Genomic DNA, 23,925 nt, shown 5'->3' on the forward strand with positions numbered 1-23,925 from the left:
AGCGTCGGCAGCGATGTTTCGATGTCGGCCGCGCTGTATGCAGCGGCACGCGTATGACATTGCACAGCAGCTCGCAGGCAATGGTGCCGGCCGGCGTCACCATGGGCCGCAGGCCATGGCTCAGGCCGTCGTGGGTGCCGGGGTCTGGGGAGCCAGGCGCACCGAGGGCCGGGCATAGCGCTCCAGAGCCAGGCCTTCGGTACTGATTTCCGGGCGGCGTCCGCCGACCAGATCGGCGATCAGCCGGCCCGAGCCGCAGGCCATGGTCCAGCCCAGGGTGCCGTGGCCGGTGTTGAGGAACAGATTGGCGTAGCGCGTGGCGCCGATGATGGGCGTGCCGTCCGGCGTCATGGGGCGCAGACCGGTCCAGAAGCTGGCGCGCGGCAGATCGCCGCCGGGGAACAGATCGCTCACCACCATCTCCAGCGTGGCGCGCCGGCGCGGGTCCAGGCGCAGGTCGAAGCCGCCCAGCTCGGCCATGCCGCCGACGCGGATGCGCTGGTCGAAACGCGTGACCGCGATCTTGTAGGTTTCGTCCAGCACCGTGGACTGCGGCGCCAGCGCCGGGTCCAGCAGCGGCACGGTCAGCGAATAGCCCTTGACCGGATACACGGGCAGGTCCAGGCCCAGCGGCGCCAGCGCCTCGCGCGAATAGCTGCCGAAGGCCATCACATAGCGGTCGGCCTGCAGCAGCTGGCCGCCCACGCGCACGCCGGTGACGCGGTCGCCCTCGATGACCAGGCCCTCGACCTGCTGGTTGAAGCGGAAATCCACGCCCAGGCCGCGGGCGATGTCGGCCAGCTGCCGCGTGAACTGATGGCAGTCGCCGGTTTCGTCATTGGGCAGGCGCAGGCCGCCGCTGAGCCGGTCGCGCGCCTGGGCCAGAGAGGGCTCGACGCGGGCCAGCTCGTCGCGGGTCAGCAGCTCATAGGGCACGCCGCACTCCTGCAGCACGGCGATGTCGCGCTCCACGGCATCGAGCTGGGCCTGGGTGCGGAACAGCTGCAGCGTGCCGCCGGTGCGCTGCTCGTAGGCGATGCCGGTTTCGGCGCGCAGCTGCTGCAGGCAGCTGCGGCTGTACTCGGCCACGCGCATCATGCGCTCCTTGTTGACGGCATAGCGCTGCGGCGTGCAGTTGCGCAGCATCTGCGCCATCCAGCTCAGCTGGAACAGGCTGCCGTCGAGCCGCACGGCCAGCGGCGCATGCTTTTGCTGGACCATCCACTTAAGCGCCTTGAGCGGAATGCCGGGCGCGGCCCAGGGCGTGGAGTAGCCGGGCGAGACCTGGCCCGCATTGGCAAAGCTGGTTTCCTGTGCCGGACCGTCCTGGCGGTCGAGCACGATGACCTCCGCGCCCTGGCGCGCCAGGTAGTAGGCGCTGCTCACACCGATCACACCGCTACCAAGAACAATGACTTTCATGGAAACCCTCGCTCCGCAAAGTGGATTGACAAAGGTTATGGCTTGCGTACCAGAAAATTACACTGAAAAATTGGCTGTGTGCAGCTGTATCCACTGAATCGAATGCATTGCCATGGCCTCTACCAGCGAAATTCACGCGCTTGACCGCACGGACCGCCGAATCCTCGACATACTGCAGCGCGAGGGCCGCATCGCGATCACCGAGCTGGCCGAGCGCGTCGGCCTGTCCGCCTCCCCTTGTTCGGAGCGCATCAAGCGCATGGAACGCGCTGGCGTGATCACGGGCTACCACGCGCATCTCTCGCCCGAGGCCCTGGGCAAGACGCTGCTGGTATTCGTGGAGCTCAAGCTGTCGTCAAAGTCCGAAGAGGTCTTCGACAAGGTGCGCAAGGAGCTGCTGCATGTGCCCGACGTGCTCGAGTGCCATCTGGTGTCCGGCAGCTTCGACTATCTGGTCAAGGCCCGGCTGGGCGGCATGCGCGAGTACCGGCGCCTGCTGGGCGACATACTCAAAAAGCTGCCCGTGCCGGCCGAGTCGCACAGCTATGTGGTGATGGAAGAGGTCAAGGACACCCAGATCCTGCCGCTGGATCGCTGAGGCGGCTGGACCTTCCAGGAATAACTGGCCGGAGCAGTTTGCCCCCTTACTCTGAGTACGGTTTCCGCATCCTAGAATCCACGCATAAAGAAAGCTTCTAGGAGACAACATGCGCATACTGATTGCCGAAGATGATCAGGTGCTGGCCGACGGTCTGCTGCGCACGCTGCGCAGCTCGGGCGCCGTGGTCAGCCATGTGGCCAACGGCAGCGAGGCCGACGCGGCGCTGATGACCAGCAGCGAGTTTGACCTGCTGATCCTGGACCTGGGCCTGCCCCGCATGCACGGCCTGGAAGTGCTCAAGCGCCTGCGCGGGCGCGGCGACGCGCTGCCGGTGCTGATCCTCACGGCCGCCGATTCCATCGAGGAACGCGTGCAGGGCCTGGACCTGGGCGCCGACGACTATATGGCCAAGCCGTTTGCCCTGTCCGAGCTGGAGGCGCGCGTGCGCGCCCTCACGCGCCGCGGCATGGGCGGCGCCAGCTCCACCATCAAGCACGGCCCGCTGGTCTACGACCAGGCCGGGCGCGTGGCGACCATAGACGGCAAGATGGTGGAACTCTCCGCGCGCGAGCTGGGCCTGCTGGAGGTCTTGCTGCAGCGCGCAGGCCGCCTGGTCAGCAAGGACCAGCTGGTGGACCGGCTCTGCGAATGGGGCGACGAGGTGAGCAACAACGCCATCGAGGTCTATATCCACCGCCTGCGCAAGAAGATCGAGAAAGGCCCGATACGCATCGCCACGGTGCGCGGCCTGGGCTACTGCCTGGAAAAAATCCCGAGCTGAGAGCCGCCGTCACTCCTCTATCCATGGCCTCGGGCGCCCGAACACCAGGGCGCTGAGGCCGGCAACCTCCAATCCATAGCGGACGGCCGTCGTGAAAATATTCCAGCGCGAGCAGCGTTCCCTCTTCGGCGAGATCCTGGACTGGATGCTCACGCCGCTGCTGCTGCTGTGGCCCGTGAGCCTGGCCCTGACCTGGCTGGTGGCCCAGGGACTGGCCAACAAGCCCTTCGACCGCGCGCTCGAATACAACGCCCAGGCACTGGCCCAGCTGGTCATCGTGCAGCGCGGCAAGGTGCAGTTCAATCTGCCGCAGTCGGCCAGCGAGATCCTGCGCGCCGACGAATCGGACACGGTGTTCTTCCAGGTCAGCGGCGTCAAGGGCGAATACCTGGCCGGCGAACGCGACCTGCCCCGGCCTCCCGAGCGCGACGAGGCTCCGCCCACGGGCACGGTGCTGCTGCGCGACGAGGAATACAAGGGCATCGATCTGCGCGTGGCCTATATCTGGGTGCGCATGCCCCTGCCCGGCGAGCCCAGCGCCCTGGTCCAGGTCGCGGAGACGCGCGAGAAGCGCAGCGTGCTGGCCACGGAGATCATCAAGGGCGTGATGCTGCCGCAATTCGTGATCCTGCCGCTGGCCGCGCTGCTGGTATGGCTGGCGCTGGCGCGCGGCATCAAGCCGCTGCACCGGCTGGAGGAGCGCATACGCGCGCGCAAGCCCGAGGACCTCTCGCCGATCAACCACAAGGAGGTGCCGCTGGAGGTGGTGCCGCTGGTCGACTCCGTCAACGACCTGCTGGAGCGGCTCGACGACTCCATCGCCACGCAAAAGCGCTTTCTGGCCGACGCGGCCCACCAACTCAAGACGCCGCTGGCGGGCCTGCGCATGCAGGCCGACCTGGCCCAGCGCGAGGGCACGAACACCGAGGAGCTGAAGCGCTCGCTGGCGCAGATCGGGCGCTCCAGCATGCGCGCCACCCATACCGTGAATCAGCTGCTGGCACTGGCGCGGGCCGAAAGCGCCGTGCCCACCATGCAGGCCTGCAATCTGGTGCGCATCGTCACCGACGTGGTGCAGGACTGCCTGCCGCGCGCCATGGACAAGCACATAGACCTGGGCTATGAAGGCGCGAGCTCCGCCACCCCCGGCGTCTGGCTCAACGGCAATGCCACGCTGCTGGCCGAGCTGGTGCGCAATCTGGTGGACAACGCCATCAACTACACGCCCTCGTCCAGCGCGCTGCCCGGCATGGTCACGGTGCGCGTGCAGGCCGACCGCTTCGGCCAGGTGCTGCTGCTGCAGGTGGAGGACTCGGGCCCCGGCGTGCCGCCGGCCGAGCGGGAGCTGGTCTTCCAGCCCTTCTACCGCACCCTGGGCACCGAGGCCGACGGCTCGGGCCTGGGCCTGCCCATCGTCATGGAAATCGCGCGCCAGCACGGCGCCCAGGTGCTGCTGGAGGATGCGCGCCAGGGCCAGACCCCGCCGGGCGCGCTGTTTACCGTGCGCTTCACGCCGCTGCCCGGACAAAGCTGATTCGTACCCGGTGTTCGCTTTATTGCAGCGCTGGTATCGGAAACTGCGTATTTTGCAAATTCCTCAGGCCCCTAAAATCAATTTCACATGGACTGCCCCAAAAGTCAGCGCTCGCGTGCGGCTGGTGCAGCAGATTTGGAAATGGATCCGGGAGTTTTGTTGATGCAACGTCGTCAATTCATCTGCACCGCCGCTGCCTCCGCAGTGGCTTCTTCTTTCTCCGGCCTGGCCCAGGCCCAGGACACGGCGCGCCCACTGCGCATCGTCGTGCCCTTCCCGGCCGGCGGCTCCACCGACATGGTGCCGCGCAATATGCAGGACGTGCTGCCCAAGCTGCTGGGCGGCCAGGCCGTGGTGATCGAGAACAAGGCCGGCGCCGGCGGCTCCATCGGCATGGCCGAAGTGGCCCGTGCCAACGACGGCGTGACCTTCGGCATCGCCACCCTGTCCACCCATGGCGTGAACCCCGCGGTGTTCAAGAAGCTGCCCTATGACGCGCTCAACGACTTCGTGGGCGTGACGGAAATCGTCAAGGCTCCGGGCGTGATCGTGATCAACCCCAAGCTGGTGCCGGCCAAGAACTTCGCTGAATTCGTGGCCTATCTGAAGGCCAACCCCGGCAAGGTGTCTTTTGCCACGCCCGGCAACGGCACCATCGGCCATATGTGGGGCGCCCAGTTCATCAAGAGCACGGGCACCGACATGCACCACATCCCCTACCGCGGCGCCGGCCCGGCCATCAACGACGTGCTGGGCGGCCAGGTGCCCGTGTACTTCGACCAGGTGGCCTCGTCCCTGCCCCATATCAAGTCGGGCAAGCTGCGCGCCCTGGCCGTGTCCTGGCACGAGCGCCTGGACGTGCTGCCCGATGTGCCGACCTATGCCCAGGCCGGCCACCCCGACCTCAACGATCCCTCGTGGTTCGGCCTGGTGGCTCCCAAGAGCACGCCAGCGGCCCAGGTGGAGCGCATGCAGAAGGCCATCGTGGCCGCACTCAAGGACCCGGCCGTCAAGCAGCGCATGGCCGCCCAGGGCCTCTATCCTTCGGGCACCTCGAGCGCCGAATTCACCAAGCAGATCGCCAGCGAAGTGGCCAAGATGAAGAAGGTCGCGGCCTCCGCCGACATCCATCTGGATTAAAACAGGAGCATGTAGCGCCCGTCGCGTCATGCTTGCAAACACAAAAGGCCTGCATCTGCAGGCCTTTTGTGCGTTAAACGCTCCTCAATCAGGAGCTCGCGCTTATTTGGGGCAGGCCTGCAGCGCCTTGGGCAGCAGATTCTTGCCGGCCAGCACGGCCACCTCGTTCCGGAAGCTGGCCGTGGCCTTGGGCAGGCGCAGCACATAGGTCGTCACCTCGGGGCGCTCCTGCACCACGCGGGCCGTGCGCACGCCCTGGCGCGTGAAGGTGGCCAGCTGGCGCTGGGCCGCCTCCTCGGTGGAAAAACGCCCCAGCGACAGACCGGGCTCGAAGCCGCCGCCCGCACGGTCAAAGTCGATGTTCATCAGGCGCAGCTCGCCGCGCTTGCGGTCCAGAAACTCGGTGTCGGGGAACTTGCCCATATAGACCATCCAGCGGCCGCCCTGGTGGTTGGCGACCAGATCCCATTCGCTCTTGAGCTTGCCTGCCGCCAGGGCCCGGCGAATGGTCTCGGCCTGCTTTTCCTCGATGCCGGAGGCCTGATAGCAACTCTCTGGCTCTTTCACCTCCTTGGCTGCCACGGTCTCGGGCTTGTCGGCCTTTTCCAGCCTGGGTTCAGGCTTTGCCTCGGGTTTGGGCTCCGTTTTTTCCTCGGGCTTGGGCTCTTCCTGCACAGGCTCCTCGGCCTGCTCGGTCGCAGGCTCGGGCGCTTGCAGCGTCAAGGCATCGGGCTTGATCTGCTCTTGCAGACGCTGAGGTTCGGACTGCACCGATGGCTGCAGCCCCATATTGGCCAGATAGCCGTGGCTCCACAGGTAATAGCCGGCATTGGCCAGTAGCAGCAGCAGAAAGACGATTCTCAGCATGGCGTTCTCATATCAATGTTATCCGCCAGGTTACAGCCCCTACATAGCCTGTGAACCCGGCGCATTCCAATCGCGGGCAGCCGAGCAAGGGCCGCCCCGCAGCGAGGGCTGCGTCCTCCTCCCCTAGCGCGCAGGAAGGCGCAAAGCGCCTCAGGAGGTGCCGCATTTCAAGCCTGCAGCGGGCTGTCGGCCGGGCGCACGCTGATCTCGGAACTGGTCACGGCCTGCACGCCATTGTCGGTGCGCACCAGAAAGCCGCCATCGTCGGCCACGCCCAGGGCCAGACCGCGGCTGCCGTCGCTCAGATGGACCTCGCGGCCCGCCAGCAGATCGCGCTGGGCAAAGCGCGGCAGCAACGGCGCAAAGCCGTGTCGCGCAAAGGCCTGAACCTCGGCGACCAGCGCCGGCAGAATGCAGGCCAGGGCCGTGGGTGCGTCCAGCGCCGCATCCAGCTCCTGCAGGCAGGCCGGGGCCGTGCGCATGCCGTCGCCGGGGCGGGGACGAACATTGATGCCGACGCCGATCACCACATAGCGCGGCGCGCTCATATCGTGCTGGTGGCTGCCCACAAAGCTGGCGGTCTCGATCAGAATGCCGGCCAGCTTGCGGTCGCCTTCCAGCCAGAGGTCATTGGGCCATTTGATGCCGATCTTGGGAGTGCCGCTGCCCACGGCGGGCAGCTTGGGCTGCAGGCTCTCGGCCACGCTCACGCCAACCGCCAGCGACAGGCCCGACCAGTCGCGCGGCGCCAGCGGCAGGCCCAGCGAGAACATCAGCGAATCGCCAACACCACTGACCCAGTTGCGCCCCAACCGGCCACGGCCCTGCGTCTGCTGCTCGGCAATCAGCAGCACCGGCTCCGTCAGCCCATCGCGCGCGCGGCGCATGAGTTCGGTGTTGCTGGAGTCTATGGTCGGCAGGACCTCGACCGTAAAGCCCGGCAGCTGCGGCGCAATGGCTTCCCACAAGGCTTCGGCATTCCAGTGAATCGGCTGGGTCATTTTTATCTATCCAAATCTAAAAACCGTCAGCGCACTCCAAAACCGGCGCGCCCTGAAATCAGAGACAGCGAGCAAGACCTAGGCGGCCCCCGCCGCCGCGCAGCGAGGCTGTCGCCCCCTTCCCGAAGAGAGAGGGGGAAGGCGCGCAGCGCCTCAGGGGGTTCCGGCCGGCATCGGCGGTTTCCAGCCCCTTTTCGGCGCCAGCATGGTGCCGCGGCAGTTACTGGCGCCGCAGTGGCACGCATATTCGGCCTTGAGCTTGGGCGTGTAGCGCTCCTCCACCATCAGGCCGTAGTCGTAGCTGAGTTCCTCGCCGGCCGCGATATTGCGCAGCGCCACGATGAAGATACGGCCGTCCTGCTCATCGGTGTAGCAGTTCGGGTCGCAGCTGTGATTGATCCAGCGCGAGGAGTTGCCGCTGTGCGTGGCGTCGATCACGCGCTCCTCGTCGACCTGGAAGTAGAAGGTGTGATTGGGCTGGCTGGGATCGTGCGGATGCCGGTCCTGGGCCTGCTGCCAGTTGATGACCTCGCCCACGTACTCGATGATGGTTTCGCCTTCCGCAATATCCTGCACGGCGAAAACACCTTTGCCATGCACGCCGGAGCGCCGGGTCTGGATGCGGCGGCCCGTTGAAGGGGCCAGGGATGTGCGGGACATGTTTTCTCTGATACTTTGAATGTGCACACATGTGCGCGTGCGTGCGCGCGAGAAGCGAATTGTATGAGTCTGAGCCCATGTAGCGGCTCAGGTGGTTAATGACGACGAGAACACACAATGACTAAAACCCTGGTGATTGCAGAAAAGCCTTCTGTCGCACAGGACATCGTCCGTGCACTGACCCCGGTGGCAGGCAAGTTCGAAAAACACGATGACCATTTCGAATCCGACAGCTATGTGGTGACCAGTGCGGTCGGCCACCTGGTGGAAATCCAGGCTCCGGAGCAGTACGACGTCAAGCGCGGCAAATGGAGCTTCGCGCACCTGCCCGTGATCCCGCCGCATTTCGACCTCAAGCCCGTGGACAAGACCAAGAGCCGGCTGGGCGCCGTGGTCAAGCTGGCCAAGCGCAAGGACGTGACCGAACTCATCAACGCCTGTGACGCGGGCCGCGAAGGGGAGCTGATCTTCCGCCTGATCGAGCAGTACGCGGGCGGCGCCAAGGGCACGTTAGCCAAGCCCATCAAGCGCCTGTGGCTGCAGTCCATGACGCCGCAGGCGATCCGCGACGGCTTCAAGAATCTGCGCAGCGACCAGCAGATGCAGGGCCTGGCCAGCGCCGCGCGCAGCCGCTCCGAGGCCGACTGGCTGGTCGGCATCAACGGCACGCGTGCCATGACGGCCTTCAACTCGCGCGACGGCGGCTTCTTCCTGACCACCGTGGGCCGCGTGCAGACGCCCACGCTGTCCCTGGTCGTGGAGCGCGAGGAAAAAATCCGCAAGTTCGTGAGCCGCGATTACTGGGAGGTGCATGGCAGTTTCGACGCCCAGGCCGGCCAGTACCTGGGCAAGTGGTTCAACCCGCAGTGGAAGAAGTCGGACGACGCCGAGGCCCGTGCCGACCGCCTGTGGCACAAGGCCGAGGCCGAGGCGATTGCCGCCGCCGTCCAGGGCAAGCCCGCCACCGTCACCGAAGAAAGCAAGCCCACCACGCAGGCCTCGCCGCTGCTGTTCGACCTGACCAGCCTGCAGCGCGAGGCCAACGGCAAGTTCGGCTTCTCGGCCAAGACCACGCTGGCGCTGGCGCAAAGCCTGTACGAGCGCCACAAGGCGCTGACCTATCCGCGTACCGACTCGCGCGCCCTGCCCGAGGACTATCTGCCCGTGGCACGCCAGACCTTCGACATGCTGGCCGGCAGCGGCATGCGCCATCTGGCGCCGTTCGCCCAGCAGGCCATCAACGACAACTACATCCGCCCGACCAAGCGCATCTTCGACAACAGCAAGGTCTCGGATCACTTCGCCATCATCCCGACCACGCAGGCGCCTTCGGGCCTGTCCGAGGCCGAGCAAAAGCTGTACGACCTGGTGGTGCGCCGCTTCATGGCCGTGTTCTTCCCCAGCGCCGAATACCAGGTCACCACACGCATCAGCAAGGTGGAGCAGCATTCCTTCAAGACCGAGGGCAAGGTGCTGGTCAAGCCGGGCTGGCTGGCGATCTACGGCAAGGAAGCCGCCAACGAGGTGGAAGACGCCAAGGAAGGCGACAAGGGCCAGCCGCTGGTGGCCGTCAAGCCCGGCGAGCAGCCGCGCACCCACCATGCCGACGTCAAGAGCCTGAAGACCAAGCCGCCCGCGCGCTACTCCGAAGCCACGCTGCTGGGCGCCATGGAAAGCGCGGGCAAGCAGATCGACGACGACGAGCTGCGCGAAGCCATGCAGGAAAAAGGCCTGGGCACGCCAGCCACGCGCGCGGCCATCATCGAAGGCCTGCTGACCGAGAAATACATGCTGCGCGAAGGCCGCGAGCTCATCCCCACGGCCAAGGCCTTCCAGCTGATGACGCTGCTGCGCGGCCTGGAGGTCGAGGAGCTGTGCCGCGCCGACCTGACCGGTGAGTGGGAATACAAGCTCTCGCAGATGGAAAAAGGCCAGCTCTCGCGCGAAGCCTTTATGCAGCAGATCCAGGCCATGACCGAGAAGCTGGTCAAGAAGGCCAAGGAGTACGACCGAGACACCGTGCCCGGCGACTATGCGACGCTTTCCACGCCCTGCCCCAACTGCGGCGGCGTGGTCAAGGAAAACTACCGCCGCTATGCCTGCACGGGCGCCAACGGCGCGGGCGAGGGCTGCGGTTTCTCCTTCACCAAGTCGCCCGCGGGCCGCACCTTCGAGACGGCCGAGGCCGAGCAGCTGCTGCGCGAGCGCCGCATCGGCCCGCTGGAGGGCTTCCGCTCCAAGGCCGGCTGGCCCTTTACGGCAGAAGTCACCATCGCTCGCGATGAGGAAGCCGGCAACTACAAGCTCGAATTCGACTTCGGCGACGACAAGGACTCCGAGGACACGGGCGAGATCGTGGACTTCGGCCAGCAGCAGTCCCTGGGCCCCTGCCCCAAGTGCGGTGCACCGGTGTTCGAGCATGGCGCCAACTACGTCTGCTCCAAGGCCGTGCCCACGCTGGAACAGACCACGCCCAGCTGCGACTTCAAGAGCGGCCAGATCATCCTGCAGCAGCCCATTGAGCGCGAGCAGATGAACAAGCTGCTGCAGACCGGCAAGACCGACCTGCTCGAGAAGTTCGTCTCCAACCGCACGCGCCGCAACTTCAAGGCCTTCCTGGTCTGGGATGCCGCCGCAGGCAAGGTCAACTTCGAGTTCGAGCAGCGCGAGAGCAAGTACCCGGCGCGCAAAACGGCTGGCGCGGCCGCTACCAAAACCACAGCCGCCGCAAAGAAGAGCAGCGCAGCAGCCAAAAAGACCACGACAAAAACAGCGGCCAAAACTGCAGCGACCAAGACCGCTGCCGTCAAAAAGCCGCGCACCGTGAGCGCCACGCTCAAGCCCAGCGCCGAACTGGCCACGGTGATCGGCAACGAGCCCACCTCGCGCCCCGATGTGATCAAGAAGCTCTGGGACTACATCAAGGCCAACGGCCTGCAGGATGCCAAGGACAAGCGCGCCATCAATGCCGATGCCAAGCTCAAGCCGGTGTTCGGCAAGGACCAGATCAGCATGTTCGAGCTGGCCGGTATCGTCGGCAAGCATGTGAGCTGAGTCCGGCGACGTCATGAACCGCCAAGCCTCCGCTTGCGACCCAAGCCGGAGGCTTTTTCATGGCTGCGTCGCTCCGGGTAACACCCATGACATGGCCGGGCCGCGGCAATCCGCTATAAGCATGTTATGCACACTCAGAACGACCTGCCTGCGGCCGCCGTGCCGGCCACGAACCACAGCCGCCCCATCGCGCTCTCGGGAGCCTCGAATTTCCGCGATCTGGGCGGCTACAAAGGCCTGGACGGCCGCAGCCTGCAATGGCGCAAGCTGTACCGCTCCGCCCACCTGGCCCATCTGACGGCAGAAGATCTGGCCCGGCTGCGCTCCCTGGGCGTCACGCGCAGCGCGGACTTTCGCGGCCTGGGCGAAAGCCAGCATCTGTCCTATGCCTGGCCCCATATCGAGCGCCATGCGCTGGTGGTCGAGCCCACGGTGGTGCAGCGCGCCCAGTCCATGCTGGGCCAGGGCCGGGCGCTCACGGCCCGCGATACCGAGGAGCTGATGCACGACACCTACCGCAGCTTTGTGCATGTCTACGGCCAGCGCTTTGCGCAGTTCTTCGAGCTGCTGCAGGTCAGCGATGCGCCGCTGGTCTTCCACTGCACGGCGGGCAAGGACCGCACGGGCTGGGCCGCGGCCCTGCTGCTGACGGCGCTGGGCGTGGACGAGGAGCAGATCATGGACGACTATCTGTTGACCAACCAGTTGTTCAAGCGTCCCACGCAGCTGTATGGCGATATGTCTGAAGAGGTGCTCGATGCGCTGTGGCGGGTCCAGCCCTCGTATCTGATGGCCTCGGTCGATGCCGTGCGCGCCCAGCATGGCAGCGTGGACAGCTACCTCACCCGGGTTCTGGGCGTGGACGGCGCGGCGCGCGCGCGCCTGGCCGAGCTGTATCTGGAAGCCTAAGAGAAATTGATAGCTGCAGACGCTCTCTGCAGCTTGCCTGGAGCGTGTTTTTCGGCATAACCGCTGCCGAGACTGGGAAATCCCGCGGCCGCTACCATGGGCCATGGCCCGCCGCAGGTCGCGGGCAGGGAGATGCACTATGCGCAAATGGCTTATCGCGGCCGCCGCCATGCTGGCGCTGACGGCCTGCTCGGGCACCATGCCGTCCTCGTCGAGTTCCGGCAGCGCCAACGGCGTCGAGGTCTTCGGCACCGTGGATACGGGCGTCAGCCGCACCTGGTAGAACAGCGTCGTCCGGACGCAAAAAAGCCCGCAGTGCCAAGGCACTGCGGGCTTTTTAATGGTCGGGCGCTCAGCGGCTCACATTGGCATCGGCCACGGTGAGCGCGGTCATGTTCACGATGCGGCGCACCGTGGTGCTGGGTGTCAGCACATGCACGGGCTTGGCCGCACCCAGCAGCACCGGGCCGATCGCAATGCCGCCGCCGGCCGCCTGCTTGAGCAGGTTGTAGCTGATGTTGGCGGAGTCGATATTGGGCAGCACCAGCAGGTTGGCATCGCCCAGCAGCGTGCTGTTGGGCATGAGCTTGGCGCGGCTCTTGCCGTCCAGGGCCACGTCGCCGTGCATTTCGCCATCCACTTCCAGCCAGGGGGCCTGCTGGCGCAGCAGGTCCAGGGTCTGGCGCATCTTGACGGCGCTGGGCTGGTTGCTGGAGCCGAAGTTGCTGTGCGAGAGCAGCGCGGCCTTGGGCTTGATGCCGAAACGCATCATTTCCTCGGCGGCCATGATGGTGATCTCGGCCAGCTGCTCGGCAGAGGGGTCGTAGTTGACATGGGTGTCAACCAGGAAGACCTGACGCTCGGGCAGCAGCAGACCGTTCATGCAGGCATAGGTGGCCACGCCGGCGCGCTTGCCAATCACCTGATCGATGTAGTTCAGGTGCACATTGGTGTTGTTCCAGGTACCGCAGATCAGGCCGTCGACCTCGCCCTTGTGCAGCAGCATGGAGCCGATCAGCGTCAGGCGGCGACGCATTTCGATCTTGGCAATGGGCTCGGTGATGCCCTTGCGCTCCGTCATGCGGTGGTAGGTCTTCCAGAAGTCGCGGTAGCGCTCGTCATGCTCGACGTTGACCACATCGTAGTCGGCACCTTCCTTCAGGCGCAAGCCGAACTTCTCGATGCGCTGGGCGATGATGGCGGGGCGGCCGATCAGCGTGGGGCGGGCGATGCGCTCGTCGACCACGATCTGGGCCGCGCGCAGGATGCGCTCTTCCTCGCCCTCGGCATAGGCCACGCGCTTCTTGGCGGACTTCTTGGCGGCCATCACGATGGGCTTCATCATGGTGCCGGAAGCGTAGACAAAGGTCTTCAGATGCTCGCGGTAGGCGTCCATGTCCTGGATGGGGCGCTTGGCCACACCGGCATCGGCCGCAGCCTGGGCCACGGCGGGCGCCACGATCAGCATCAGGCGCGGATCGAAGGGCTTGGGAATCAGGTACTCGGGGCCGAAGCTCAGCACCTCGCCCACATAGGCGGCGGCCACTTCTTCGGACTGCTCGGCCTGGGCCAGCTCGGCAATCGCGTGGACGCAGGCGATCTCCATCGAGGTGGTGATGGTGGTCGCTCCGCAGTCCAGCGCCCCGCGGAAGATATAGGGGAAGCACAGGACGTTGTTGACCTGGTTGGGGTAGTCCGTGCGGCCCGTGGCGATGATGGCATCGTCGCGCACCGCCTTCACGTCTTCGGGCGTGATTTCGGGATTCGGGTTGGCCAGCGCGAAGATGATGGGCTTGGCCGCCATCTTCCTGACCATGTCCTGCTTGAGCACATTGCCGGCGGACAGGCCCAGGAAGGCGTCGGCGCCTTCGATCACCTCGCCCAGCGTGCGCAGCTCGGTCTTCTGCGCGAACAGTGCCTTGTCGGGATCCATCAGCTCGGTACGGCCCTCGTAGACCACGCCGGCGATGTCGGTCACGAACACGTTCTCACGCTTCAGACCCACTTCCAGCAGCAGGTTCAGGCAGGCCAGAGCCGCAGCACCGGCGCCCGAGGCCACCAGCTTGATCTCTTCGATCTTCTTGCCCGCCACCTTCAGGGCGTTGACCATGGCGGCGGCCACGGTGATGGCCGTGCCATGCTGGTCGTCGTGGAAGACGGGGATGTTCATGCGCTTGCGCAGCTCACGCTCCACGAAGAAGCACTCGGGCGCCTTGATGTCCTCGAGGTTGATGGCGCCGAAGGTGGGCTCCAGCGCGGCAATCACGTCCACCAGCTTCTGCGGGTCCTTCTCGTCGATCTCGATGTCGAACACATCGACGCCGGCGAACTTCTTGAACAGCACGCCCTTGCCCTCCATCACGGGCTTGGAGGCCAGCGCGCCGATGTCGCCCAGGCCCAGCACTGCCGTGCCGTTGGAGATCACGCCCACCAGGTTGCCGCGACTGGTGTATTTGAAGGCGGCAGCCGGGTCCTTGACGATCTCTTCGCAGGGCGCAGCCACGCCGGGCGAGTAAGCCAGGGCCAGATCATGTTGATTGGCCATGGGCTTGGTTGCCGTGATGGCCACCTTGCCGGGCTTGGGGAACTCGTGATACTCCAGTGCCGCCTGACGCAGCAGCGCACGTTTATCGATCGAGGTAATGGGCTTGGTGTCGGACATCAGCGGTCTCCAGCTCGCAAAGTAAGTCATCCGCAGTAAGGACTCTCTATGGGCGCACTACCCGGCCCCTGTGCTCTTGCGGACGATGAAATCGGATTTTGGATTGTAGGCCGAGCGCTATCAAAAAAAGAGGGGTAGTAGCACAGCACGGCAGGTCAAACAGCTGTGACATATTTCCCTGGTCGGGCCAGGGCGGACTCAAGGCTTGCAGCTGTCCTGCCGGAACAGCTGCGCATAGGGCCGGCCTTCGATCTGGAGCTGGCGGCTATCCTGCAGCTGCGGCATGGCGGCCTGCACCTCATAACCCTGGGCGCGGGCCAGCAGCGCGGGAGCCAGGGTAGTGCTGTGCTCGAGCCGGCCGTCGGCGTGCTCCAGCCAGTCCTGGCCCTGGATCTTGCTCAGCGCAGCGTTCGCCCAGTACGCCATAGGCACCTCGAACACGGCACGGTCCCGACCGTGGCGCGGGCTGTCCACGCAGGGCGGCACGCTGAGCCCATGGTCCGAGACATAGAGCATGGCGCTGGGCGCATCCGAAGCCGCATCGATCAGGCCTATCCAGCGGGCCAGCAGGTCGGAGCTGTAGCGTATGGAATTGTTATAGGCATCCGCGCCCGGATAGCGGGACGCCGGATAGCGCTTGGCAATATCCGGGTGGCTGCCATAGGTGTGCAGAACAATCAGCTTGTAAGGTGCGGTGTCGGCCAGCGCCTGCTCCAGCAAAGGCGTCATCACCTCGTCATGCGCACCATTGCCGGCCTTGCGGTAGACATCGGCGGAACGGCGCAAGATCTGCGCGTACAGGTCTTCGGCCTTGTCGAAGAATCTGGAGTTGGAAAAAACAAAGGTTTTGTAGCCCGCATGTCTGGCCAGATCCAGAAATGACGGCGCGGCATTGCGCAGGCTGTCGGCCGCGGACTGCCCGGTCAATATATAGGGCAGGGCCTGGGCGGTATTCGTGCCATTGGCCAGAACCTTCTGAACCTGCAGGTGCTCGATATTCCTCAGCGCCTGATTGGTGTCCTCGCCGTCATAACCCAGCATGGACCAGCGCTGGCCGCTGGCGCTCTCGCCAATCACCACGACCAGAGTCCTGACCGGCGATTTTTCCGGGGCCGCGGCGGGCAGCTGTGGCGTGTAGAAAATCGAATGGGTTATCTCGCCATAGCGGACGCCTGCCTGCACCATGGGAACGGGATAGAAGTTCCGCAGCCGGTAGAGGTAATCCTTGGCGCGGGACTGCGTGGCCATGCCGAACAGGAAAAAGCCGACCCACAGCAGCCCGACGCCGGCCTTCATGAACCGGTTCTGCCTCGGAAAAGCCATTAGCTGGGAATCACGGTGACGCCAGAGGAACAGGCCGCAGGCGCTGCTGACGACCACCCAGGCCAGCAGCGACAGAATCATCGTGAAATCGATCAGATCGAGAAACTCCATGACCTCATGCGACTCGGTGCGCATGACCGTCGCGATGGCAAATTCATCGATCAGACTGCCCAGAAACTGGGCATGGAAGATATTGAGGCTGCCCAGGAAGATCAGCACGCCGGCGCTGATCGCCAGGGATTTCCGATATAGCGCCAGCGGGAAGAAAAACAGTGCCGAGAGCAGGATATAGCCGGCCTGTCGGGCAGTGGTCTGAATCAGGAACGGGGGGGTGAAAAGCAAGACCCAGGCCAGCAGATAGCCGATTCTCAAGACGAAAGACTTTTTCATTTTTTCGATGTCATTTTTATGACAATTTTACAAATCTCCTCTTTCTGTTACAGGTCGCCGCCAACATCGCCTCATACCGCAGGCTCTTGACTTGCAAGGCTATGATCCGCAGTCTTGTTTCCTGTCATCGCTGAAAGTCCGCCCCATGCTGCCCCGCCACAACGATCCCATCGCCGCCATCGCCACCGCTCCGGGGCGCGGTGCCGTGGGCATAGTCCGGGTGTCGGGCAAGAGCATCGCGCCCCTGGTGCGCACGCTCTGCGGCCGGGATTTGAAACCGCGCGAGGCCAGCTATCTGCCATTCCGGGATGGCCAGGGCTCTCCCATCGACCATGGTCTGGCCATCTTCTTTCCGGGTCCGAACAGCTATACCGGCGAGGATGTGCTGGAGCTGCAGGCCCATGGCGGCCCCGTGGTGCTGCAGCTACTGCTGGCGCGCTGTCTGGAAGCGGCCCAGACCCCCGATGCACAGGGCAAGCCGGTGCTGGCCGGGCTGCGCCTGGCCCAGCCCGGCGAGTTCACCGAGCGCGCCTTCCTCAACGACAAGATCGATCTGGCCCAGGCCGAAGCCATTGCCGACCTGATCGACGCCAGCACCGAGGCGGCGGCGCGCAGCGCGAGCCGATCGCTGTCCGGGGCTTTCTCGCAGGAGATTCAGGTGCTGCGCGAAGCCCTGGTCCATCTGCGCATGCTGGTGGAGGCCACGCTGGACTTTCCCGAAGAGGAAATCGACTTTCTGCAGAAGGCCGATGCCTTCGGCCAGCTCGAGCGCCTGCGCGCCCAGGTGGCCACCGTGCTGGCCCGCGCGCATCAGGGTGCGCTGCTGCGCGAAGGCATCAAGGTGGTGATCGCTGGCCAGCCCAATGCGGGCAAGAGCTCTCTGCTCAACGCGCTGGCCGGTGCGGAGCTGGCCATCGTCACCCCCATCGCCGGCACCACGCGCGACAAGGTGCAGCAGACGATTCAGATCGAGGGCGTGCCCCTGCATGTGATCGACACCGCAGGCCTGCGCGACAGCGAGGACGAGGTGGAGCGCATAGGCATAGCGCGCGCCTGGGACGAGATCGCTGCGGCCGATGCCGTGCTCTTTCTCCACGACCTCACGCGCGTGGAGCAGGCGGACTACGCGGCCGCGGACGCCGAGATCGCGGCCACGCTGCAGCAGAAGCTGCCGGCCCAGGTGCCCGTCATCCAGGTCTGGAACAAGACCGATATGGCGAGCGCCGAGCTGCGGGCCCGCCATGCGGCCGCTACGGACTCCGCCCAGGTCAGTCTGTCGGCGCGTACCGGCGACGGCCTCGATGCGCTGCGCAAACGCCTGCTGGAGGTCGCGGGCTGGCAGTCGGCCCCCGAAGGCCTATACCTGGCCCGCGCCCGCCATGTCGAGGCTTTGCAGGCCGTGCAAGCCCATCTGGAGATGGCCGACGAACAGCTGGCAGCCCAGGCCGCCCATCTGGATCTGCTGGCCGAGGAGCTGCGCCTGGCTCAGGTTGCGCTGAACTCCATTACCGGCGAGTTCAGCTCCGACGACCTGCTGGGCGTGATCTTCTCGAGCTTCTGCATCGGCAAATAAGCCTCCTGCGGACATAAAAAAACGCCACCTCGAAAGGTGGCGTTTTGGTTTGCGCAGCTTACTTGCCGAACTTGGGCAGGTTGAACTGGGGCGGCACGCCCATGCGCTTGTTGATGATCCACTGCTGGGCGATGGACAGGATGTTGTTCGTCAGCCAGTACAGCACCAGGCCGGCCGGGAAGAAGAAGAACATCACGCTGAACATCAGCGGCATGATCCACATCATCTTGGCCTGCATGGGGTCGGGCGGAGCGGGGTTCAGCGCCGTCTGCAGCAGCGAGGACAGGGTCATCAGCAGCGGCAGGATGAAGAAGGGATCGGGCGAGGACAGATCGTGGATCCAGCCGATCCACGGTGCGTTGCGGATTTCCACGCTGGACTGCAGCACCCAGTACAAGGCCATGAAGACCGGGATCTGGATCACGATGGGCAGGCAGCCGCCCATGGGGTTGACCTTCTCCTCGCGGTAGATGCGCATCATCTCCTGCTGCATCTGCTGGGGCTTGTCCTTCAGGCGCTCGCGCATTTCCTGAATCTTGGGGTTGATGGCCTTCATCTTGGCCATGGACGAGTAGGCCTTGGCGTTGAGCCAGTAGAAAGCGATCTTCAGCAGCAGCACCAGGGCCACGATGGACCAGCCCCAGTTGCCGATGAACTGGTGCAGCTCGGACAGCAGCCAGTACAGAGGCTTGGCCAGAATCGTCAGCCAGCCATAGTCCTTGACCAGTTCCAGGCCCGGCGAGAGCTTTTCCAGCATGGGTTCGATCTGCGGGCCCGAGAACAGGCGTGCGCTCAGCGTCTTGGTCTGGCCGGGCGCCACATTGCCCACGGGGGTGATCATGCCCACGGCATAAAGGTTGTCGCCGACCTTGCGCACGAAGTTGTCGCGCTGCGTGCCGTCGGCCAGCAGCCAGGCGCTGGCAAAGTAGTGCTGCACCATGGCCACATAGCCGCTGGTGGAGGACTTGTCGACCTCGGCCTTGCCGCTTTCGATGTCCTTGAACTCCACCTTGTGGTATTTCTTGGCGTCGGTATAGACGGCCGGGCCCGTGAAGGTGGAATAGAAAGTGGACTCGTGCTCGGGCTTGTTGCCGTCGCGCACCAGCTGCATGTACAGCTGCGGGTTCACTGCGGCCGTGCCGGTGTTGACCACGTCGTACTGCACGCCGATGTCATAGGCGCCGCGCTTGAGGGTGAAGGTCTTGACCAGCTTGACGCCGCCCTGCTCCGCCGACTCGAAGCGCACCTGCACGCTGTCCTGGCCGTCCTTGAGCTCGCGCTCGCCGGGCACCACGGTCATGGGCGTCTTGTGGGTGGGGAAGTTGCCGCCGATCAGACCGGTCTGGCCCAGGTACACGCGCTTGGCATTCTGTTCGAACACCTGCATGAGCTGGCTCTTGTCGGCCGTGTCGGAGTACTTGAGCAGCTCGGAAGCTTTTAGCGTGCCGCCTTCGCTGTCGAAGGTCAGGCGCATCACGTCGCTGGCCACGGTCACGTCCTGGCGCGGCACGGCGGATGCGGCGGGCTGGGCCGCGGCGGCGCCGGGCACATCGCCTGCCGAAGCGGCAGCGGCGGCCTGGGGCACGCTGACGTCGGCGGGCTTGGCATCGTTGGCCGCAGGCGCACTGACCGTCTGCGGCGTGGGGAAGAAGGTGGGCTTTTTGCCGTTATGGATTTGCCACTTGTCCCAGAGCAAAACCATGGAAAAGCCAAATATCACCCACAGTATGGTGCGGCGAATATCGTTCATGAAGACTTCTTAGGTGAGGAAGGTTGGGTGGTCGCGGAAGAGTCCGAGGCATCGTCCAGAAAGGAAAACAGCCTGGGCTTTTGCTGTGGCACGGGATCATGCCCTCCGTCACACCACGGGTGACAACGCGCCAGCCGGCGCACCGTCAGATAAGAGCCTACCGCAGCGCCGTGTTGCTCCAGCGCTTGAAGGGAATAGGCCGAGCATGTCGGCTCGAACCGGCAGGCCGAGCCCAGCCAGGGGCTGAGCAGCAGCCTGTAGCCGCGCACCAGGGCCATGAGCAGCCGCTGCATCATGGCCGTATCTCCGCCCGATTCGCTATCGGATCGGGAGCTGCTGGCGCATCGCCATCAATGGCCTGGACGGGATCTGGCTTCAAGTCCCGGGCCTCGGCCGGGGCCTGCCGCTCCTGCTTCAGGCGGCGCACGCCCGAGGCAAACAGCTGCTGCAATTCCTTGCGCACGGCCGCCTTGAGCAGGTCCGAAGTCGCACTGACGAATTGCTTACGGTCAAAGCCCGAACGCAGGCGCACCACATGCGCTGCGCGCTGCAGTGCGGCCTCGTGATCCGCGGCCACCGCATAGATCTGCCGTTTGATGGTGTGGCGCGTGACCGAGCGGCGCGCCCAGCGCTTGGGCACCATGGCACCCAGCCAGGCCTGCTCGCGCACGGCACCAATGCCAAACAGGGCCTGCGGATCGCTGGATCCGGGCCCTGTGCTGGGGTTGGCTGCCATGTCCTGCAGCACGGGCACAAGCTCCATACGGTGCAAGGCGAAATGCTGGGTGCGGGCAATGGTGCCCGCGGACATGGTGGCCTGGAATTGCGGACGCGTTTTCAGCCGTTGCATAGGAGCGCCTCGGGTCAGAGGCCTTCAACGCAGCGAAGGAGCAGACCGCTAACCAATGCTGGCCTTAGACGGCCAGACGCTTGCGGCCCTTGGCGCGGCGTGCGTTGATCACGGCACGGCCACCCTTGGTCTTCATGCGGACCAGGAAACCGTGGGTACGGGCGCGGCGAGTCTTGGAAGGTTGGTAAGTACGTTTCATGTTGGTTCCTTGAGAAGGTTCAGTATTTGCGTCGGCAAGGCGCCATGTCTGCGCCCGACCATCCAGGTTCTGCGCCGCACACCGTCACCGCCAAGCCCGAATTTTTTCACATGCGGGGCATGTGCTCTGGCAAGAAGGCAACAAGCGGAACAGAGCACCCGCCACAGCGCATTTAGCCCTGGGCGCGCGCGCACAAAAAGGGCGCCCGGCTCATATCACCCTGAACACATTCAGGGAAACCCGCGATTATCACAGCGTTGGGCCTTTGATGCAATGACCCTTGAATTCATTAGGAACGCTCCGGGCCATGGCTCCAGTGCGGGTCCGGCCAGCCAATTCTTTACGAACAGCGGCCCGCCAATCCATTAGGATGTGCATCCTATCCCGCACTCGAGTCGGGGGACAGCCTCCTGATATTTTGTGGATAACTTCCGCAAAAGCTACAATACAAGCCCCGCAACTGTTCCTCCTATCCACAACAAGACTTTCGACAATGACAGAGGAACCAACCAACGATGCAGGCCAGGCCCTGTGGCAGGTCTGCGTTGAGCAACTGGGTCAGGAGCTGCCGGAGCAGCAATTCAACACCTGGATCAAGCCGCTGACGGCACAAGTTGCTGAAGATTTTTCCAAGGTCACCGTCTATGTGGCCAACCGCTTCAAGCTGGACTGGATCCGAGCCCAGTACGCAGGCCGCATCTCGGCCATGCTGGAGTCCCTCTACGGCCAGCCGGTCACCCTTGAGTTAGCGCTTGCTCAGCGCGAAAGCGTGGTGCGCACTTATGTGCGCCCGCCATCGGCCGTGCAGCAGACGGCACCCGAGACCCTCAACGTCGCCGTGCCCACGGTCACCAGCGAGGAAGCCAGCGCCCCGGTTTTCCGCACCCGATTGAACCCGGCCCTGACCTTCGAGACCCTGGTCGAAGGTACGGCCAACCGCATGGCGCGCTCGGCCGCCATGCACGTGGCGGGCTCGCCCGGCCATCTGTACAACCCGTTGTTCATCTACGGCGGGGTCGGCCTGGGTAAGACCCACCTGGTGCACGCCGTGGGCAACAAGCTGCTGGCCGACAAGCCCGACGCCAAGGTTCTCTACATCCATGCCGAGCAGTTCGTCTCGGATGTGGTCAAGGCCTACCAGCGCCGCACCTTCGACGAATTCAAGGAGCGCTACCACTCGCTGGACCTGCTGCTGATCGACGACGTGCAGTTCTTCGCCAACAAGGACCGCACGCAGGAAGAGTTCTTCAACGCCTTCGAGGCCCTGCTGGCCAAGAAGAGCCATATCGTGATGACCTCGGACACCTACCCCAAGGGTCTGACGAATATCCACGAGCGCCTGGTCTCGCGCTTCGATTCGGGCCTGACGGTGGCCATAGAGCCGCCCGAGCTCGAGATGCGCGTGGCGATCCTGATCAACAAGGCGCGCGCCGAGAACGCCGAGATGCCCGAGGAAGTGGCCTTCTTCGTGGCCAAGAACGTGCGCTCCAACGTGCGCGAGCTCGAAGGCGCGCTGCGCAAGATCCTGGCCTACTCGCGCTTCAACCAGAAGGAAGTCTCGATCCAGCTGGCCCGCGAGGCGCTGCGCGATCTGCTGTCGATCCAGAATCGCCAGATCTCTGTGGAAAACATCCAGAAGACGGTGGCCGACTACTACAAGATCAAGGTCGCCGACATGTACAGTAAGAAGCGCCCGGCCAGCATTGCGCGGCCGCGCCAGATTGCCATGTACCTGGCCAAGGAGCTGACGCAGAAAAGCCTGCCCGAGATCGGCGAGTTGTTCGGCGGCCGCGACCACACCACCGTGCTGCATGCCGTGCGCAAGATTGCGGGCGAGCGCCAGCAGCTGACCGAGCTGAACCAGCAGTTGCATGTGCTGGAGCAGACGCTCAAAGGTTGATGAAAACTCCCCCATGGATGTCACTCACAAGCGGCAAAATGGGGGATTCACGCGGCATGAGGGAGAGTCCGCCCCACCCTGCGGACGCCGCCGCGTCAAAACAAATGCGCACTTAAATCACTGAGGTTGACATGATCGTCCTGAAAGCCACACAAGACAAAGTTCTAGCGGTTCTGCAATCAGTGGCCGGCATCGTCGAACGCCGCCACACCCTGCCCATCCTAGCCAATGTGCTGATCAAGAAGACGGGCAATGCGCTGCAGCTGACGACCAGCGACCTGGAAATCCAGATCCGCACCACGGCCGAACTCGGTGGCGACACGGGAGACTTCACCACCACCATCGGTGCCCGCAAGCTGATCGACATCCTGAAGACCATGCCCGGCGACCAGACCGTGAGCCTGGAGACCCAGCAGTCCAAGATGATTCTCAAGGGCGGCAAGAGCCGCTTCACGCTGCAGACCCTGCCGGCCGAGGACTTCCCGCTGGTGCAGGAATCGGCGGCCTTCGGCCCGGCCTTCAGCGTGCCGCAAAAGGTGCTCAAGGACCTGCTGGGCCAGGTCTCGTTCTCCATGGCCGTGCAGGACATCCGCTACTACCTCAACGGCATTCTGTTCGTGGCCGAAGGCAACACCCTGAGCCTGGTGGCCACCGACGGCCACCGCCTGGCCTGGGCCAGCGCCACGCTGGATGTGGAAGTACCCATCAAGCAGGAAGTGATCCTGCCGCGCAAGACCGTGCTGGAGCTGCAGCGCCTGCTCTCCGATGCCAGCGGCGACAACCAGCCCGTGATCGAGATGCAGTTCGCGAGCAACCAGGCCAAGTTCACTTTCGGCGGCATGGAGTTCGTGACCAAGCTGGTCGAGGGCAAGTTCCCCGACTACAACCGCGTCATCCCGCGCAACCACAGCAACAGCGTGACCCTGGGCCGCGCCCCGCTGCTGGCCAGCCTGCAGCGCACGGCCATCATGACCAGCGACAAGTTCAAGGGCGTGCGCCTGTCGGTGGAGCCCGGCACCTTGCGCGTGGCGTCCAACAACGCCGAGCAGGAAGAGGCCATGGACGAGCTCGATATCGACTACGGTGGCGACACCATCGAGATCGGCTTCAACGTGACCTATCTGATCGACGTGCTCACCAATATGGGCCAGGACATGGTGAAGATCGATCTGCAGGACGGCAACAGCTCGGCGCTGATCACCATCCCCGAGAACGAGAGCTTCAAGTATGTCGTGATGCCCATGCGCATCTGAGTGGACCGAACGCAGCCAGCCATTTCATTGCCCGGAATAACAGGAGCAGCTACCGC

At 64.5% G+C, this 23,925-nt stretch carries 20 protein-coding genes; 10 read left to right on the plus strand and 10 right to left on the minus strand.

Features of this window, described 5'->3' with window-relative positions; all coding sequences use genetic code 11:
- Window positions 1-120 precede the first annotated feature (120 nt).
- Window positions 121-1,422, minus strand: coding sequence for a D-amino acid dehydrogenase (locus tag AB6724_RS09575; RefSeq protein ID WP_369338290.1), 1,302 nt, complete (start codon window positions 1,420-1,422; stop codon window positions 121-123).
- A 130-nt stretch (window positions 1,423-1,552) separates the two neighbouring features.
- On the opposite strand from AB6724_RS09575, the gene AB6724_RS09580 reads away from it, so the two are divergent.
- The 4 genes from AB6724_RS09580 (at window position 1,553) to AB6724_RS09595 (ending at window position 5,478) form a co-directional block, all read left to right on the plus strand.
- Window positions 1,553-2,020 carry a winged helix-turn-helix transcriptional regulator gene (locus tag AB6724_RS09580; protein WP_369338327.1) on the plus strand — a complete coding sequence of 156 codons (468 nt, stop codon included), beginning with the start codon at window positions 1,553-1,555 and terminating at the stop codon, window positions 2,018-2,020.
- Between the two features lie 109 nt (window positions 2,021-2,129).
- Window positions 2,130-2,804, plus strand: coding sequence for a response regulator (locus AB6724_RS09585; RefSeq protein ID WP_369338291.1), 675 nt, complete (start codon window positions 2,130-2,132; stop codon window positions 2,802-2,804).
- 91 nt (window positions 2,805-2,895) lie between these two features.
- Complete coding sequence (locus AB6724_RS09590; RefSeq protein WP_369338292.1) at window positions 2,896-4,338, plus strand: sensor histidine kinase; 1,443 nt, start codon at window positions 2,896-2,898, stop codon at window positions 4,336-4,338.
- A 162-nt stretch (window positions 4,339-4,500) separates the two neighbouring features.
- Entirely contained in the window at window positions 4,501-5,478 is a 978-nt protein-coding gene (locus AB6724_RS09595; protein ID WP_369338293.1) for a tripartite tricarboxylate transporter substrate binding protein BugE, read from the plus strand.
- A 102-nt stretch (window positions 5,479-5,580) separates the two neighbouring features.
- On the opposite strand, the gene AB6724_RS09600 is transcribed toward AB6724_RS09595, so the two are convergent.
- From AB6724_RS09600 to AB6724_RS09610, 3 genes are all read right to left on the minus strand, one after another.
- A complete protein-coding gene (locus tag AB6724_RS09600) occupies window positions 5,581-6,345 on the minus strand; it encodes an SPOR domain-containing protein (RefSeq protein ID WP_369338294.1) in 765 nt (254 codons plus the stop codon).
- Window positions 6,346-6,512: 167 nt separating this feature from the next.
- The gene (locus tag AB6724_RS09605) at window positions 6,513-7,346 is read right to left on the minus strand and encodes a biotin--[acetyl-CoA-carboxylase] ligase (protein ID WP_369338295.1); all 834 of its coding nucleotides are present in this window, start codon (window positions 7,344-7,346) and stop codon (window positions 6,513-6,515) included.
- Between the two features lie 153 nt (window positions 7,347-7,499).
- Window positions 7,500-8,006 carry an SET domain-containing protein gene (locus tag AB6724_RS09610; RefSeq protein WP_369338296.1) on the minus strand — a complete coding sequence of 169 codons (507 nt, stop codon included), beginning with the start codon at window positions 8,004-8,006 and terminating at the stop codon, window positions 7,500-7,502.
- Between the two features lie 117 nt (window positions 8,007-8,123).
- Here AB6724_RS09610 and AB6724_RS09615 point away from each other — a divergent pair, with 117 nt between their 5' ends.
- The 3 genes from AB6724_RS09615 (at window position 8,124) to AB6724_RS09625 (ending at window position 12,252) form a co-directional block, all read left to right on the plus strand.
- Window positions 8,124-11,060, plus strand: a complete 2,937-nt coding sequence (locus tag AB6724_RS09615) for a DNA topoisomerase III (RefSeq protein WP_369338297.1) — start codon at window positions 8,124-8,126, stop codon at window positions 11,058-11,060.
- A gap of 126 nt (window positions 11,061-11,186) precedes the next feature.
- Complete coding sequence (locus AB6724_RS09620) at window positions 11,187-11,969, plus strand: tyrosine-protein phosphatase (RefSeq protein ID WP_369338298.1); 783 nt, start codon at window positions 11,187-11,189, stop codon at window positions 11,967-11,969.
- Window positions 11,970-12,108: 139 nt separating this feature from the next.
- Complete coding sequence (locus AB6724_RS09625; RefSeq protein ID WP_369338299.1) at window positions 12,109-12,252, plus strand: lipoprotein; 144 nt, start codon at window positions 12,109-12,111, stop codon at window positions 12,250-12,252.
- A gap of 69 nt (window positions 12,253-12,321) precedes the next feature.
- Here AB6724_RS09625 and AB6724_RS09630 read toward each other — a convergent pair whose 3' ends face one another.
- Window positions 12,322-14,631, minus strand: a complete 2,310-nt coding sequence (locus AB6724_RS09630; RefSeq protein ID WP_369338300.1) for an NADP-dependent malic enzyme — start codon at window positions 14,629-14,631, stop codon at window positions 12,322-12,324.
- Window positions 14,632-14,829: 198 nt separating this feature from the next.
- Window positions 14,830-16,344, minus strand: a complete 1,515-nt coding sequence (locus tag AB6724_RS09635) for a sulfatase-like hydrolase/transferase (protein ID WP_369338301.1) — start codon at window positions 16,342-16,344, stop codon at window positions 14,830-14,832.
- 145 nt (window positions 16,345-16,489) lie between these two features.
- On the opposite strand from AB6724_RS09635, the gene mnmE reads away from it, so the two are divergent.
- The gene (mnmE, locus tag AB6724_RS09640; RefSeq protein ID WP_369338302.1) at window positions 16,490-17,917 is read left to right on the plus strand and encodes a tRNA uridine-5-carboxymethylaminomethyl(34) synthesis GTPase MnmE; all 1,428 of its coding nucleotides are present in this window, start codon (window positions 16,490-16,492) and stop codon (window positions 17,915-17,917) included.
- 58 nt (window positions 17,918-17,975) lie between these two features.
- Here the strand turns inward: mnmE and yidC are convergent, their stop codons facing one another.
- The 4 genes from yidC to rpmH form a co-directional block, all read right to left on the minus strand.
- Window positions 17,976-19,667, minus strand: coding sequence for a membrane protein insertase YidC (gene yidC, locus AB6724_RS09645; RefSeq protein WP_369338303.1), 1,692 nt, complete (start codon window positions 19,665-19,667; stop codon window positions 17,976-17,978).
- The gene (gene yidD, locus AB6724_RS09650) at window positions 19,664-19,963 is read right to left on the minus strand and encodes a membrane protein insertion efficiency factor YidD (protein ID WP_369338304.1); all 300 of its coding nucleotides are present in this window, start codon (window positions 19,961-19,963) and stop codon (window positions 19,664-19,666) included. Before yidD ends, yidC begins: the two co-directional genes overlap by 4 nt.
- A complete protein-coding gene (locus AB6724_RS09655; protein WP_369338305.1) occupies window positions 19,960-20,517 on the minus strand; it encodes a ribonuclease P protein component in 558 nt (185 codons plus the stop codon). Before AB6724_RS09655 ends, yidD begins: the two co-directional genes overlap by 4 nt.
- 64 nt (window positions 20,518-20,581) lie before the next feature.
- Entirely contained in the window at window positions 20,582-20,716 is a 135-nt protein-coding gene (rpmH, locus tag AB6724_RS09660; RefSeq protein ID WP_012207856.1) for a 50S ribosomal protein L34, read from the minus strand.
- Window positions 20,717-21,209: 493 nt separating this feature from the next.
- Between rpmH and dnaA the strand changes: the two genes are divergently transcribed.
- Together dnaA and dnaN are read left to right on the plus strand one after the other, a co-directional pair.
- Window positions 21,210-22,616 carry a chromosomal replication initiator protein DnaA gene (dnaA, locus tag AB6724_RS09665; RefSeq protein ID WP_369338306.1) on the plus strand — a complete coding sequence of 469 codons (1,407 nt, stop codon included), beginning with the start codon at window positions 21,210-21,212 and terminating at the stop codon, window positions 22,614-22,616.
- Window positions 22,617-22,747: 131 nt separating this feature from the next.
- Window positions 22,748-23,869: a DNA polymerase III subunit beta gene (dnaN, locus tag AB6724_RS09670; RefSeq protein WP_369338307.1), complete on the plus strand. Its 1,122-nt coding sequence runs from the start codon at window positions 22,748-22,750 to the stop codon at window positions 23,867-23,869.
- The last annotated feature ends 56 nt before the right edge of the window (window positions 23,870-23,925 follow it).

The organism is Comamonas guangdongensis (assembly GCF_041079535.1).
Lineage (GTDB): Bacteria > Pseudomonadota > Gammaproteobacteria > Burkholderiales > Burkholderiaceae_C > Comamonas > Comamonas guangdongensis.